The sequence below is a fragment of the Streptomyces sp. NPDC089915 genome (assembly GCF_040684675.1).
In the GTDB taxonomy this organism is placed as follows: domain Bacteria; phylum Actinomycetota; class Actinomycetes; order Streptomycetales; family Streptomycetaceae; genus Streptomyces.
Map to the genome: position 1 here is coordinate 1 of NZ_JBFBGN010000159.1, position 15,072 is coordinate 15,072.

General features: G+C 73.5%; 11 protein-coding genes. 7 read left to right on the plus strand and 4 right to left on the minus strand.

Annotated features, from left to right (window positions below):
* The coding region (locus AB0O29_RS30465) for an FAD-binding and (Fe-S)-binding domain-containing protein (RefSeq protein WP_365157958.1) at window positions 1–2,065 on the minus strand (2,065 nt) is incomplete at its 3' end.
* 185 nt (window positions 2,066–2,250) lie between these two features.
* On the opposite strand from AB0O29_RS30465, the gene serC reads away from it, so the two are divergent.
* From serC to AB0O29_RS30485, 4 genes are all read left to right on the plus strand, one after another.
* Window positions 2,251–3,369: a phosphoserine transaminase gene (gene serC / locus AB0O29_RS30470; RefSeq protein ID WP_365157941.1), complete on the plus strand. Its 1,119-nt coding sequence runs from the start codon at window positions 2,251–2,253 to the stop codon at window positions 3,367–3,369.
* A gap of 278 nt (window positions 3,370–3,647) precedes the next feature.
* Window positions 3,648–4,436, plus strand: coding sequence for a hypothetical protein (locus tag AB0O29_RS30475; RefSeq protein WP_365157944.1), 789 nt, complete (start codon window positions 3,648–3,650; stop codon window positions 4,434–4,436).
* Complete coding sequence (locus AB0O29_RS30480) at window positions 4,429–5,052, plus strand: class F sortase (RefSeq protein WP_365157947.1); 624 nt, start codon at window positions 4,429–4,431, stop codon at window positions 5,050–5,052. The genes AB0O29_RS30475 and AB0O29_RS30480 overlap by 8 nt, the downstream gene beginning before the upstream one ends.
* Before the next feature lie 92 nt (window positions 5,053–5,144).
* A complete protein-coding gene (locus AB0O29_RS30485; protein ID WP_365157961.1) occupies window positions 5,145–8,240 on the plus strand; it encodes a molecular chaperone Hsp90 in 3,096 nt (1,031 codons plus the stop codon).
* Window positions 8,241–8,264: 24 nt separating this feature from the next.
* Here the strand turns inward: AB0O29_RS30485 and AB0O29_RS30490 are convergent, their stop codons facing one another.
* Window positions 8,265–9,584, minus strand: a complete 1,320-nt coding sequence (locus AB0O29_RS30490) for an MFS transporter (protein WP_365157963.1) — start codon at window positions 9,582–9,584, stop codon at window positions 8,265–8,267.
* Window positions 9,585–9,648: 64 nt separating this feature from the next.
* The gene (locus AB0O29_RS30495; RefSeq protein WP_042820695.1) at window positions 9,649–10,086 is read right to left on the minus strand and encodes a MarR family transcriptional regulator; all 438 of its coding nucleotides are present in this window, start codon (window positions 10,084–10,086) and stop codon (window positions 9,649–9,651) included.
* Window positions 10,087–10,213: 127 nt separating this feature from the next.
* Between AB0O29_RS30495 and AB0O29_RS30500 the strand changes: the two genes are divergently transcribed.
* The gene (locus AB0O29_RS30500; RefSeq protein ID WP_007265601.1) at window positions 10,214–10,396 is read left to right on the plus strand and encodes a hypothetical protein; all 183 of its coding nucleotides are present in this window, start codon (window positions 10,214–10,216) and stop codon (window positions 10,394–10,396) included.
* Here the strand turns inward: AB0O29_RS30500 and AB0O29_RS30505 are convergent.
* Window positions 10,389–11,816 carry an NCS2 family permease gene (locus tag AB0O29_RS30505; protein ID WP_365157950.1) on the minus strand — a complete coding sequence of 476 codons (1,428 nt, stop codon included), beginning with the start codon at window positions 11,814–11,816 and terminating at the stop codon, window positions 10,389–10,391. The genes AB0O29_RS30500 and AB0O29_RS30505 overlap by 8 nt on opposite strands.
* A 140-nt stretch (window positions 11,817–11,956) precedes the next feature.
* On the opposite strand from AB0O29_RS30505, the gene AB0O29_RS30510 reads away from it, so the two are divergent.
* Complete coding sequence (locus AB0O29_RS30510) at window positions 11,957–12,271, plus strand: DUF2530 domain-containing protein (protein WP_365157953.1); 315 nt, start codon at window positions 11,957–11,959, stop codon at window positions 12,269–12,271.
* 133 nt (window positions 12,272–12,404) lie between these two features.
* The gene (locus AB0O29_RS30515; protein WP_365157955.1) at window positions 12,405–14,858 is read left to right on the plus strand and encodes an HAD-IC family P-type ATPase; all 2,454 of its coding nucleotides are present in this window, start codon (window positions 12,405–12,407) and stop codon (window positions 14,856–14,858) included.
* The last annotated feature ends 214 nt before the right edge of the window (window positions 14,859–15,072 follow it).

Here is a 15,072-nt window from a genome sequence, read left to right on the forward strand (position 1 = left end):
CCCGCGCCTCGAACGCCGGCGAGGCTGAGGATGACCCCGGCGAGGCCGGATACCACCTCCGCAGCGGCACCCCCGCCACCTCCGGCAGCCTCCGTTCCCGGGTCAGCCCGGGTACCCGCAGGATCCGCCCCGCCGCGTTGAGCAGGCGGGCCGCGCGGAGGGTGGCGATCAGGCGGAGCCAGGTCGGGAGGGAGCCGAGGACGTAGTGGGACAGCGGGCGCAGGCGGCCTCGCCAGTGGTGGTGGAGGAACTGCGATTTGTACGCGGCCATGTCCACGCCCACCGGGCAGTCGCTGCGGCAGCCCTTGCAGCCCAGGCAGAGGTCGAGGGCCTCGGCCACCTCCGGTGAGCGCCAACCGTCGCGGACGATCTCCCCCGCGAGCATCTCGTGCAGCAGGCGTGCCCGGCCGCGCGTGGAGTGCCGTTCCTCGCCGGTGACCCGGTACGACGGGCACATCACCCCCGCCCCGCCCGGTTCCGTCGAGCGGCACTTCGCGACGCCGACGCAGCGGGCCACCTCGTCGCCGAAGGGGGTCGCGGGCAGGACGGCGAAGCGGAGGTTCTCGTCGAGGCGGGCCGGGCGGACCAGCATGCCGGGGTTCATGCCGCCGGCCGGGTCCCAGACGTCCTTGTAGGCGCCGAAGAGGCCGATCACCTCCGGGCCGTACATGCGCGGCAGCAGCTCGGCGCGGGCCTGGCCGTCGCCGTGTTCGCCCGACAGGGAACCGCCGTGGGCGACGACCAGATCGGCGAGTTCGGAGGAGAAGGAGCGGAAGCGGGCCACGCCGGGGGCGGAGGCGAGGTCGAAGTCGATGCGGACGTGCACGCAGCCCTCCCCGAAGTGCCCGTACGGGGTCCCGCGCAGCCCGTGCCGGGCGAGCAGGGCGCGGAACTCGCGCAGGTAGGCGCCGAGCCGGGCCGGGGGTACCGCGCAGTCCTCCCAGCCGGGCCAGGCCATGCGGCCGTCGGGGGTGCGGGTCGCGGTGCCGGCGGCGTCCTCGCGGATCCGCCACAGCGCCCGCTGCCCGGCCGGGTCGGCGACGACCAGGGCGTCGAGCGCGTCGGCGGCCCGTACGAGGCGGTGCGCGGCCCCCGCGTCGCGGGTCTCGGCGAACAGCCAGGCCCCGCCCCTCGGCAGCCCGGCGGTGTCCGGGACCAGGTCGCGGGCCATGCCCTCGACGGTGAGCGGGCCGTACGCCAGCAGCCCGGCTGCGGCGTCGGCGGCGGCGCCCTCGTCGGGGTAGCCGAGGACCGCGAGGGCGGGCGCGGGCGGGAGCTCGACGAGGCGCACCACCGCCTCGGTGACCACCCCGAGGGTGCCCTCGCTGCCGCAGAAGGCCTGCGCGAGCCGGGTGCCCCGTTCGGGGAGCAGCCGGTCGAGGCCGCCGTAGCCGGAGATCCGCCGCGAGAACCCCCCGGCCGGCCCCGCAGCCGCCGCACCGCCCGGCCTACCGCCCGGCCCCGCGGCCGAAGCCCCGCCGCCCGACGCCCCGCCCGAGCCCAGGCCCGAGCCCAGGCCCGAAGCCCCGCCCCCCAACCCCCCGTCCAGCCCCGTCCGCAGCACCGCCAGGTTCGCCGTCACCAGTTCCCGCAGCCCCGCCGGAGCGCCGGACCAGCCCTCCGCGAGCCGGTACCGGGTGCCCCCGTACGCCGTCACCGACAGTTCGGCGACGTTGTCGGCGGTGGTGCCCCAGGCCACGGAGTGGGCCCCGCAGGCGTTGTTGCCGATCATCCCGCCGAGGGTGCAGCGGGAGTGCGTGGAGGGGTCCGGGCCGAAGGTCAGCCCGTGCGGGCGGACCGCCGCGCGGAGCCGGTCGAGGACCAGGCCGGGCTGGACGACGGCGGTGCGGGCGGCCGGGTCGACGGAGAGCAGGGCGTTCAGGTGCCGGGTGAGGTCGAGGACCACCCCCACGCCGGTCGCCTGCCCGGCGATGGAGGTGCCGCCCCCGCGCGGGACGACGGGGACGCCGGCCTCGGCGCACACCCGCAGCGCGGCCGCCACGTCCTCGGCGTCGCGCGGGGCGACGACGCCGAGCGGGACGCGCCGGTAGTTGGAGGCGTCCATGGTCACCAACGCCCGTGCCGCCGCCCCGAAATCCACCTCCCCGCGCAGCTCGGCCCGCAATGTCCGCTCAAGATCCCCTGGAGACGTCACCGACACACCCTCCCATCACCGGCGTATCGCCCGCCCGTGTCTCATCCGGTGGACGCGCCTCCAACCGGCGGTCCGGGACCCGATACGCTCCGCTCGTGGCTGAGATCCAGATTCCCGCTGACATCAAGCCCGCCGACGGACGCTTCGGCGCGGGCCCCTCCAAGGTGCGGACCGAGGCGCTGGACGCCCTCGCCGCCACCGGTAACTCCCTGCTCGGTACCTCACACCGCCAGGCCCCGGTCAAGAACCTGGTCGGCTCGGTGCGCCAGGGCCTCCGGGACCTCTTCTCCCTCCCCGAGGGCTACGAGGTGATCCTGGGCAACGGCGGCTCCACCGCCTTCTGGGACATCGCGACCGCCGGTCTCATCGAGCGGAAGTCCCAGCACCTGACCTTCGGCGAGTTCTCGTCCAAGTTCGCCAAGGCCGCGAAGCTCGCGCCGTGGCTGGACGAGCCGTCCGTCATCTCCTCCGAGCCGGGCACGCACCCCGAGCCGGTGGCGGAGGCGGGTGTGGACGTGTACGCGTACACGCACAACGAGACCTCGACGGGTGTCGCGGCGCCGATCAAGCGCGTCGCGGGTGCCGACGCCGGTTCGCTGGTGCTGGTGGACGCGACCTCGGGCGCGGGCGGTCTGCCCGTGGACATCACCGAGACCGACGTCTACTACTTCGCCCCGCAGAAGTCCTTCGCCTCGGACGGCGGCCTGTGGCTGGCCGCGTTCTCCCCGGCCGCGCTGGAGCGCGCCGCGCGCGTGCACGCGTCGGGCCGGCACATCCCGGAGTTCTTCTCGCTGCCGACGGCGATCGACAACTCGCTGAAGAACCAGACGTACAACACCCCGGCGCTGGCCACCCTCTTCCTGCTGGACCAGCAGCTGGAGTGGATGAACGGCCAGGGCGGCCTGGAGTTCACGACCTCGCGCACGGCGGCCAGCGCGGCCAACCTGTACGGCTGGGCGGAGGCGTCGAAGTACGCGAGCCCGTTCGTGCAGGACGCCGAGAAGCGCTCGGCCGTCATCGGCACGATCGACTTCGACGACGCGATCGACGCGGCGGCCGTGGCGAAGGTGCTGCGCGCCAACGGCATCGTGGACACCGAGCCGTACCGCAAGCTGGGCCGCAACCAGCTGCGCATCGCGATGTTCCCGGCGATCGACCCGGCGGACGTGCAGGCGCTGACCGCCTGCGTCGACTACGTGATCGAGCGCCTCTGATCGCGGTTCCCGCCCGCTGACGCGCGAGGGGCCCCCGGTGCCGGAAGGCGCCGGGGGCCCTCGCGTTCTCCGCCCCCGGGACCTTGGTCCCAAAAATCGGGGCAAAGAGCATGTAAACGGACCATCCCCGGGAGGCTCGCGGCCTGCGCTTTCGGGGCGCGGGACCTTCGGCAGGGGGCTCCCCGGGGGTTCGGGACGGCCGCAACCGCACGGGCGGAATGCCCCTCATGTCTGGTGTGCCGGGAAAAATCCCGGCACACCGTTCACGAGGAGATCCCATGCGCAAGGCACGCACCGTACGCACCCTCTCGGCGATAGCCCTCGCCTCCACTCTGGCCGTCGCCGGCGGCGCCGCCACCACCGCCTTCGCCGCCGAGGCCCCGTCCCCCTCCCCGTCCGCGAGCACCCCCGCCGCCAAGGCGTCCGTGACGGTCCCGAGCTCCCCCGTGAAGCCCGGCGACGCGATCAGCGTCACCGTGACCGCCCCCGCCGGATCGAAGAACCTGGCGGTGTCCTCGTCCGCGCTCGGCGCCGTCAAGCTCGGCCCCGGCAAGGACGGCACCTGGACCGGCACCGCCACCGTCGCGGACGTCAGGGACGGCGGCTACGGAGTCGCCCTCACCGGCACCGCCCCCGACGGCGCCAAGCTCCAGGCCACCGCGCAGCTGACCGTCAAGGCCGGCTCCCCCAAGCCCAAGCCGACCCCCGCGCCCTCCACCCTCCAGCTGTCGACCGACTTCGGCCGCCCCGGCGACGAGGTCGTCATCACCGTGAAGAGCTCCGCGAAGGAGGCGTACGTGAAGTCCGCCGCCTTCGCCGGCGGCCGCGTCGACCTCAAGGGCGACGGCAAGGGCACCTTCACCGGCACCGCGACCGTCGCGGCCGACGCCAAGACCGGCTACTACGGCATCGAGGCCTTCGCCGGCGGCAGGAAGTTCGACACCGTGAAGTTCTCCGTCGAGGCCAAGGGCAGCCCCGCCACCAAGCCCCTCAAGCCCCTGACCCCCGGCGAGCACAAGACGCCCAAGGGCTCCGTCAACACCGGCCAGGCCCCCGCCGATGCGTGAGCGCGCCCCCTCCCGCCGCCGGGGCGGCCGCGCCCGCCGCGCCGCCGCCCTGGCGGGGGCCGCCGCCCTGGCCGCGGCCCTCGCCTCGGGCTGCGCCGCCGGCGACGACGCCTACCGGAACAAGGCGGCCAACGCCTCAGCCGTCTCCGCCCTCCCGCCCTCCGTCCCCGACCGCGTCGAGATCCCCTCCCTGCACGTGGACGCCCACCTCGACGCCGTCGGCCTCGACCCCCAAGGCGTCATGCGCGAACCCGACTTCGCCAAACCCCGCGACGCCGCCTGGTACCAGGACGGCCCCACCCCCGGCGAACCCGGCGCCGCCGCGATCGTCGGGCACATGGACACCCCGCAGGCCCCCCAGGCCGTGTTCTTCCGCCTCAAGGACATCGCCCGGGGCGGGGAGATCGACGTCCACCGCACCGACGGCACCACCGCCGTCTTCACCGTCGACGCCGTCGACACCTTCAAGAAGGACGCCTTCCCCACCTCCCAGGTCTACGGCGACACCCACGGCAAGGCCGAACTCCGCCTCATCACCTGCGGCGGCGACCTCACCCCCGACCGCCACTGGGACTCCAACGTCGTCGTGTTCGCCCACCTCACGGGCAAGGCCTAGCCGCCCACGCGATACCTTCACAGCAGGACGTGGAGGCAGCACAGCGTGGAGGCAGCGGCGTGAACGTGCGAGTGACGGCGGCCCAGAGCGGCATGGACCCCTTCAGCACCGCCCGGCTGCGGCGTGCGGTGCTCGACGCCTGGGCCGCCGGCCCGGCCCGGTTCCGCGAGGACGCCAACGCCGAGGAGGACCTGGCCCTCGGCGGCTACCGCGACCGGCTCGTCGTCGAACTGGCGCAGAACGCCTCCGACGCCGCCGCCCGCGGCCGCGTACCCGGCCGGATGCGGCTCACCCTGCACCCCGCCGCCCCCGGCGAGGGCGGGCACGGCGTCCTGGCCGTCGCCAACACCGGTGCCCCGCTGGACGCCACGGGCGTGGAGTCGCTGAGCACCCTGCGCGCCTCCGCCAAACGCGAGGGCGCCTCCGCCGCCGACACCGTCGGCCGGTTCGGCGTCGGCTTCGCCGCCGTCCTCGCCGTCACCGACGAGCCCGCCGTCCTCGGCCGGCACGGCGGCGTGCGCTGGTCCCTCGCCGAAGCCCGCGAAATGGCCCGCGAGGCCGCCCACTTCAGCCCCGGCCTCGGCGACGAACTGCGCCGCCGCGACGGCCACGTCCCGCTGCTGCGCCTGCCGCTGCCCGCCGAGGGCACCGCCCCCGACGGCTACGACACCGTCGTCGTCCTCCCGCTGCGCGACGCCGCCGCAGCGGCCCTCGCCGAACGCCTCCTGCACGGGGTCGACGACGCCCTCCTCCTCACCCTCCCCGGGCTCACCGAGATCGTCGTCGACACCCCCGCCGCCGGCACCCGCACCCTCTACCGGCACACCGACGGCCCCTACACCGTCATCGAGGACTCCGCCTCCGGCACCCACCGCTGGCGCACCTCCCGCGCACACGGCCCCATCGCACGCGAACTCCTCGCCGACCGGCCCGTCGAGGAGCGGCTGCGGCCCGTCTGGAGCGTCACCTGGGCCGTCCCCGTCGACGCGGACGGCGCGCCCGTACCGCCCCGCACCGAGCCCGTCGTCCACGCCCCGACCCCCACCGACGAACCCCTAGGCATCCCGGCCCTGCTCATCGCCTCCCTGCCGATGGACACCTCCCGCCGCCACCACGCGCCCGGCCCGCTGGCCGAGTTCCTCGTCGAACGCGCCGCCGACGCCTACGCCGAACTCCTCGCCGCCTGGAACCCGGTGACCCCCGCCCTGGTCGACCTCGTCCCCGGCCCCCTCGGCAAGGGCGAACTCGACGGGGCCCTGCGCGCCGCCGTCCTCCAGCGCCTCCCCCGCACCGGCTTCCTCGCCCCCGCCGCCCCGTCCGAGGAACTCACCCGGCTGCGCCCCTTCGAGGCCGAGGTCGTCGAGGGCGCCGGAGCCGACACCGTACGGGTCCTCGCGGAGGTCCTCCCGACCCTGCTGCCCGCCGGGCTGGAACGCCGGGCCGAGCTGCGCACCCTGGGCGTGGGCCGGCTCCCGCTCGGGGAGGCCATCGAGCGGATCGCCGGCATCGAGCGCACCCCGCAGTGGTGGCACAGCCTCTACGACACCCTGGCCGGGGTCGACCCGGACCGGCTCTCGGGCCTGCCCGTACCGCTCGCCGACGGCCGTACCGCGATCGGCCCGCGCCACATCCTGCTGCCCGGCGCCGACACCCCCGCCGACCTGGCCCGGCTGGGCCTCAAGGTGGCCCACCCGGACGCCGCCCACCCCCTGCTGGAGAAGCTGGGCGCCCTCCCCGCCACCGCCCGCGCCGTCCTGACCACCCCGCAGATCCGGGCCGCGGTGGCCGGCTCGCTCGACGCCGGCGAGATCTGGGACGAGGACTCCGACGCCCCCGACGCCGACGAGCTCGCCGAGATCGTCCTGACCCTGGTCCGCGACGCCGGCCTGGCCCCCGGCGACGAACCCTGGCTGGGCGCCCTGGCCCTGCCCGACGAGGACGGCGAACCGGCCCCGGCCGGGGAGCTCCTCCTCCCCGGCAGCCCCCTCGCCTCCGTGGTCCGCGAGGACGAGATCCCGTACCTGGACGCGGAGCTCGCCGCCCGCTGGGACGCCGACACCCTGGCCGCCTGCGGGGTGCTGACCACCTTCCAGCTGGTCCGCGCCACCGACGTGGTCCTCGACCCGGACGAGCTGGAGCCCCGCGACGGTGACTACGCCGAGCCCGACGACGCCGGACTGCTCGACGCCGTCGACGTGTGGTGCGAGGACCTCCTCGACCAGTTCCCCGACTCCCCCGTGCCGCCGGTCGCCACCGAGCTGATCGCCGTACGGGACCTCGACCTCGTCGACGACGACCGCTGGCCCCAGGCCCTGGCGATGCTCGCCCAGCCGCCACTGCGCGACGCCCTCACCCAGCCGGTGCGGATCCTGCTCCCCGACGGCACCACGCAGTCGGTGCGCCCGTACACCGCCTGGTGGCTGCGCGACCACCCCGTGCTCGACGGCCGCCGCCCCGCGGGGCTGCGGGCGGCGGGCGGGGACCCGCTGCTGGCCGGGCTGTACGCCCCGGCGGACGCGACGGGCTTCGAGGACGAGCAGGTCCTGCGCGCGCTGGGCGTACGCACCTCGGTGCGCGCCCTGCTGGAGGAGCCGGGCGGCGCGGCCGAGCTGCTGGGCCGCCTCGCGGACCCGGACCGCGAGGTGTCGGGGCGGCAGCTGCACGGGCTGTACGGAGCGCTGGCCGATCTGGACCCGGAGCAGGTGACGCTGCCGGACGAGCTGCGGGCGGTGGTGGACGGGGAGGTGGTCGTGGTGGACGCGGCCGAGGCCGTCGTCTGCGATGCCCCCGACCTGCTGCCGCTGACCGAGGGCCTGCCGCTGCTGCCGGTCTCCCCCTCCCGCGCGGCGGAGCTGGCGGAGCTGTTCCAGGTGCGCCGGCTGTCGGAGACGGTCCCGGCGGAGGTGACCACGCCGGGCGAGGAGCACGAGGTCCCGGAGCCGGTACGGGTGCTGCTGGGCCCGGCCACCCCGCACACGTACGTGGAGCACGAGGAGCTGGTGGCGGGCGGCACCGAGCTGGACTGGCGGCTCACCCCGGACGGGGTGCTGCACGCGGCCACCCTGGAGGGCGTGGCGGCGGGCCTGGCCTGGTCGGCGTCCCAGTGGCCCCGCCGCTTCGAGGTCGCGGCCCTCCTGGAGGACCCGTCCCGCACGGCGGAACTCGCGCGGGACAGGTGGTTCGACTAGGACGCCGGAACCGGCCCCGGTGGCCTACGCCGCCGGGGCCAGTTCGCGCTGCGGGGCCGCCGGGACGAAGGTGAGCCCGTGGCGGTTCAGGCTGAGCCGCAGGTTGCCGACGCGGCGCAGGACCAGGCCGATGGCGACCCCGGCCGCCAGGGAGACCAGGCCGCCCGCGGCCATGCCGAGCCGGGCCCCGTAGGTGTCGGTGATCCAGCCGACGAGCGGGGCGCCGACGGGGGTGCCGCCGGTGAAGACCATCATGAAGAGGGCCATCACCCGGCCCCGCATCTCGGGGTCGGTGGCCATCTGGACGCTGGAGTTCGCCACGACGTTGACGGTCAGCCCGAACATCCCGACCGGCACCAGCAGGGCCGCGAACAGCCAGAAGCCGGGTGCGAAGGCCGTCACCAGCAGGAGGACGGAGAACAGCACCGCGGCCGTGACCAGCAGCCTCAGCCGGGTGTTGCCCCGGCGGGCGGCGAGCAGGGCGCCCGCGAGGGAGCCGGCCGCGATCAGCGTGTTGAACAGGCCGTAGGTGCCCGCGTCCCCGTGGAAGACGTCGTCGACGAAGGCCGACAGCCAGATCGGGAAGTTGAAGCCGAAGGTGCCGATGAAGCCGACGAGGACGATCGGCCAGACCAGCTCGGGCCGGCCGGCGACGTAGCGCAGGCCCTCCCGCAGCTGCCCCTTGGCGCGCGGGCGCGGCTCGACCACGTAGAGCTCGCGGGTGCGCATCATCAGCAGCGCGGCGATCGGCGCCGCGAACGACAGCCCGTTCAGCAGGAAGGCCCAGCCGGAGCCGACGGCGGTGATGAGCACGCCGGCGATCGCCGGGCCGACCAGCCGCGCGGACTGGAAGTTGGCGGAGTTCAGGCTGACGGCGTTGGCGACCTGCGCGGGGCCGACCATCTCGGAGACGAAGGTCTGCCGGGCCGGGTTGTCCACGACGGTGACCAGGCCGAGCAGGAAGGCGGCGAGGTAGACGTGCCACACCTGGACGTTCCCGGCCAGGGTGAGGGCGGCCAGCGCGACGCCGGTGAGGCCCATGGCGGTCTGCGTGGCGATCAGCAGCGGCCGCTTGGGCAGCCGGTCCGCGAGGACGCCTCCGTAGAGGCCGAAGAGCAGCATCGGCAGGAACTGCAGGGCGATGGTCACGCCCACGGCGGACGCGGAGCCGGTCAGCGAGAGGACCAGCCAGTCCTGCGCGATGCGCTGCATCCAGGTGCCCGTGTTCGAGACGACCTGGCCCGCTGCGAAGAGCCGGTAGTTCCGGACCTTCAGTGAGCTGAACATGGAGTTCGAGCGGGTGCCCGGTCCTCTGTTCCCGCTCGGGGTCTGGGGGGTGGGTATGTGGCCGGGTGCGGAGTCTGCTCCGGTTCCCGTACTCAAAAGCGTTCGCCTCCTGGCGTCGTTCCTATAGGTGCGCGAGCTTCTCCAGGACGGGGGCGGCGGCGCGGAGCTTGGCCCATTCGTCCTCGGTGAGCTCTGCGGCGAGCCCGGCCAGGAAGGCGTTGCGCTTGCGGCGGCTCTCTTCGAGCATCGCCTCGGCCTCCTCCGTCTGGCTGACCACCTTCTGGCGGCGGTCGTCGGGGTGCGGTTCCAGCCTGACCAGTCCCTTGGCCTCCAGCAACGCGACGATGCGCGTCATCGAGGGCGGCTGGACGTGCTCCTTGCGGGCGAGCTCACCGGGGGTGGCCTGGCCGCAGCGGGCGAGGGTGCCGAGGACCGACATCTCGGTCGGGCTCAGCGATTCGTCGACGCGCTGGTGCTTCAGGCGCCGGCCCAGCCGCATCACGGCGGAGCGGAGGTCGTTCACGGCGGCAGCGTCGTCGCCATGGGAGAGGTCTGGCATGTACTTAGAATAACTCATTACTCTGGCTAACGAACGCAGGGGGTGGGATCCGGCCGGATCACTCGTACGGGTGAGTCCGTCGGGGAAAGGGACACGCGCGCGCACCCCGTGGCCCGACCCTTTCGGCATGGGGACACATGTGCTGAGCATGCGCATAGACGGGGAGCTGCTGGAGCGGCTGAGGCACCACGCCGCCAAACGCGGAATGAGCGTCCAGGACTATGTCGTCCGGACGCTCATTCGCGATGACTTCGACGAGCGGTTCAAGGCCGCCGTCGACGAGACGGAGAAGTTCTACGGGCTCACGTGAGGCCGAGGGCCGGCATCGCGTAGTAGAAGACGAAGATCGCCGAGACGGCGTACATCGCGGCCGGGACCTCACGGCCCCGGCCCGTCGCCAGGCGCAGCACGCAGAAGCTGACGAAGCCGATGCCGATGCCGTTGGTGATCGAGTAGGTGAACGGCATCATCACCATGGCCATGAAGGCCGGGACGGCGATGGTGAAGTCGCTCCAGTCGATGTCGCGGACGGAGCCGGCCAGGATCAGGAAGCCGACCGCGATGAGGGCGGGGGTGGCGGCCTGCGAGGGGACCATCGTGGCGAGCGGGGTCAGGAAGAGCGAGACGGTGAAGAGGCCGCCCGTGACCACGTTGGCCAGGCCCGTGCGGGCGCCCTCGCCGACGCCCGCCGTGGACTCCACGAAGCAGGTGGTGGCGGAGGACGAGGTGGCGCCGCCGGAGGCGACGGCCAGGCCGTCGATCAGCAGGACCCGGTTGATGCCGGGGAAGGTGCCGTCGGGCTTGGTGAGCTTGGCCTCGTCGCCGACGCCGAGGATGGTGCCCATCGCGTCGAAGAAGCAGGACAGCAGCACGGTGAAGACGAACAGGATGCCGGTGAGCACCCCGACCTTGCCGAAGCCGCCGAAGAGGCTGACCTGTCCGACGAGCCCGAAGTCGGGGGCGGCCACCGGGTTGCCCGGCCACTGCGGCACGGTCAGGCCCCAGGCGAGGTCCGGCAGGTCGGCGATCAGCTGCACCGCGACCGCGACGACGGTCATGGCCACGATGGAGATCAGGATCGCGCCCGGCGTCTTGCGGATCAGCAGCGCGAGCGTGAGCAGCACGCCGACGACGAAGATCAGCACGGGCCAGCCGTGCAGGTGGCCGTTGCCGCCGAGCTGGAGCGGGACCGTGGTGTGCGCGGCGTCCGGGATGCGGCTGACGAAGCCGGAGTCCACCAGGCCGATCAGCATGATGAACAGGCCGATGCCGATCGCGATGCCCTTGCGCAGGCCGAGCGGGACGGCGTTCATGACCCGCTCGCGCAGGCCGGTGGCCACCAGCAGCATCACGACGAAGCCGGCCAGGACCACCATGCCCATGGCGTCGGGCCAGCTCATGCGCGGGGCGAGCTGGAGGGCGACGACCGTGTTCACGCCGAGGCCGGCGGCCAGGGCGATCGGGACGTTGCCGATGACACCCATGAGGAGGGTGGAGAAGGCGGCCGTCAGGACGGTGGCGGTGACCAGCTGGCCGCCGTCGAGCTGGTGCCCGTACATGTCCTTCGCGCTGCCCAGGATGATCGGGTTCAGCACGATGATGTAGGCCATCGCGAAGAAGGTCGCGAAGCCGCCCCGGACCTCGCGGGCCACGGTCGAACCGCGTTCCGAGATCTTGAAGAAGCGGTCCAGGCCGCTGGTCGGGGCCGCGGCGGGTGCCGAGGTGCTCATGCGGTCCTCAAACTGAGTCGAATTAGTGGTTCCTACGAAGCAATCCGGCCGTAGGCAAACCGTTTCAGTATGAACACATGAACGGAGGGCAGTCCATCTCCGCGCGTAGACCCTGAATTCGGCCACCTAGACTGGTCCCCATGGCGAAGTGGACCCCTACGCACGAGGCGCCCGAGCCCCTGGAGGGGCCGGTTGTCGCCACCATCACCGGCGGCACGATCCTCTGGTTCGCCCTGTTCGTCGTCCAGCTGCCCTTCTACGGCTGGTTCGCCGACCGGGACCTGCTGTGGTGGCTGTGGACCTGCGCGGCCGGCGGCGGGCTCGGCCTGATCGGCATCTGGTACGTCCGCGGCCGCGACGCCGCGCTCAAGCGCCACGCGGCCGAACAGGCGGCGGCCCGGGCCGAGGGCGGGCCGCAGCCCGGACCGTCCGGCCAGGCGGGCGACGGGGCGTAGCCCGGCGCGGAGCCGGAGGCCGGGCCCGGCGCGTCGTACGGGGGCGACCCCAGGAGGATTCCCCTCATCCCGAGGTCGGATCTTCGGGCCGCTCGGCGGGTGAAGCGGGGGAACGCCCTTTACCGTCGAAAACATGACCCAGTGGGCGAGGATCGACCATGACGGGCCCGAGCGGCCCGCAGCCGCCATCGACGCGGGGGCCGAACTCGACCCCGTGCACCCCGTGAAACCCCCCGCCCCCCGCTTCAAGCCGGGCGGTCTGACCACCGCCGAGGTCGCCGAGCGCGTCGCGCGCGGCGACGTCAACGACGTCCCGCTGCGGTCCTCCCGCTCCACCGCCGACATCGTCCGCGCCAACGTCTTCACCCGCTTCAACGCCATCATCGGCGTCCTGTGGGTGATCATGCTCTTCGTCGCGCCCCTCCAGGACGGCCTCTTCGGCTTCGTGATCGTCGCCAACACCGGCATCGGCATCATCCAGGAACTGCGGGCCAAGAAGACCCTCGACGGGCTCGCCGTCATCGGCGAGGCCAAACCGAGCGTGCGCCGCGACGGCACCACCGCCGAGATCTCCACCTCCGAGATCGTCCTGTCCGACGTCATCGAGCTCGGCCCCGGCGACAAGGTCGTGGTCGACGGGGTGGTCGGCGAGGCCGAGGGACTGGAGATCGACGAGTCCCTCCTGACCGGCGAGGCCGACCCCGTCCTGAAGAAGCCCGGCGACCAGGTCATGTCCGGCTCCTTCGTCGTCGCCGGCGGCGGCGCCTTCACCGCCACCAAGGTCGGCCGCGAGGCCTACGCCGCCCAGCTCGCCGAAGAGGCCTCCCGCTTCACGCTCGTCCACTCCGAGCTGCGCACCGGCATCTCCACCATCCTCAAGTACGTCACCTGGATGATGGTCCCGACCTCCATCGGCCTGATCATCAGCCAGCTCGTCGTCAAGGACAACAACCTCAGGGACGCCATCGCCCGGACCGTCGGCGGCATCGTCCCGATGATCCCCGAAGGGCTCGTCCTCCTCACCTCCGTCGCCTTCGCCGTCGGCGTCATCCGGCTCGGCCGCAAGCAGTGCCTCGTGCAGGAGCTGCCCGCCATCGAGGGCCTCGCCCGCGTCGACGTCGTCTGCCTCGACAAGACCGGCACCCTCACCGAGGGCGGCATGGACGTCACCGAGCTGCGCCCGCTCGGCGGTACGGAGCCGGAGTACGTCAAGAAGGTGCTCGGCGCCCTCGGCGAGTCCGACCCCCGGCCCAACGCCAGCCTCCAGGCCATCATCGACGCCTACCCCGACAGCGCCGAGTGGCGCTGCACCGAGTCCCTGCCCTTCTCCTCCGCCCGCAAGTACAGCGGCGCCAGCTTCAGCGAGGGCGACGGGGAGAACAACACCTGGCTGCTCGGTGCCCCCGACGTGCTCCTGCCCAGCGGGGACCCGGCGCTCGACGAGATCAACGGCCTCAACGAACAGGGGCTGCGGGTCCTGCTGCTCGCCCGCTCGGCCCGCGAGCTCGACGACCCGGCGGTGGCCAGCGGGGTCAAGCCGACGGCCCTCGTCGTCCTCGAACAGCGGCTGCGGCCCGACGCCGCGGACACCCTGCGCTACTTCGACGAGCAGGACGTCAAGGCGAAGGTCATCTCCGGCGACAACGCCGTCTCCGTCGGCGCGGTCGCCGGCAAGCTGGGCCTGCCCGGAGCCGCCGACACCGTCGACGCCCGGCACCTGCCCGCCGAGCAGGACGCGATGGCCGAGGTCCTCGACGAGAACGCCGTCTTCGGCCGGGTCACCCCGCAGCAGAAGCGGGACATGGTCGGCGCCCTCCAGTCCCGCGGCCACACCGTCGCCATGACCGGCGACGGGGTCAACGACGTGCTCGCCCTCAAGGACGCCGACATCGGCGTCTCCATGGGCTCGGGCTCCGAGGCCACCCGCGCGGTCGCGCAGATCGTCCTCCTGAACAACAGCTTCTCCACCCTGCCGTCGGTGGTCGCCGAGGGCCGCCGGGTCATCGGCAACATCACGCGCGTGGCGACGCTCTTCCTCGTCAAGACGGTCTACTCGGTGCTGCTGGCGATCCTGGTGGTCTGCTCCCAGGTGGAGTACCCCTTCCTGCCCCGCCACCTCACCCTGCTGTCCACCCTCACCATCGGCGTCCCCGCTTTCTTCCTGGCGCTGGCCCCGAACAAGGAGCGGGCGCGGCCGCACTTCGTGAGGCGGGTCATGCGCTACGCCATCCCCGGCGGGGCGGTCGCGGCGGTGGCCACCTTCACCTCGTACCTGATCGCCCGGGCCCACTACAGCGGCCCGGACGCCCTGACGGCACAGACCAGCGCGGCGACGCTGACGCTGTTCCTGACCTCGCTGTGGGTCCTGGCGATCATCGCCCGGCCGTACACGTGGTGGCGGGTGGCGCTGGTGGCGGCGATGGGGGCGGCGTTCCTGGTCGTCCTGGTCGTCCCCTGGCTGCAGCACTTCTTCCAGCTGAAGCTGGAGGGGGTCACGATGCCGTGGATCGCCGTCGCGATCGCCGCCGCGGCCTCGGCCGCCATCGAAGCCGCCTTCCGCTGGGTCGACCACCGCTTCCCGGCGTAGCCGTTCCCCTGCGGGGCGCGGGCCCGGGATCCGCTGCGCGGAGCCGTCTCCCCGCCCCGCCCTTTCACCGTTTCCCGGGGCTCCGCCCCGGACCCCGTACGTGCGCTCAATCGCCGCGCGGGCTGGATGTGCGCAGCACATTCCAGCCCCGCCGGCGTTTGAGGCGCGGGGGTCCGGGGGCGGAGCCCCCGGGAGGCCCCGCGCAGCGGCTATC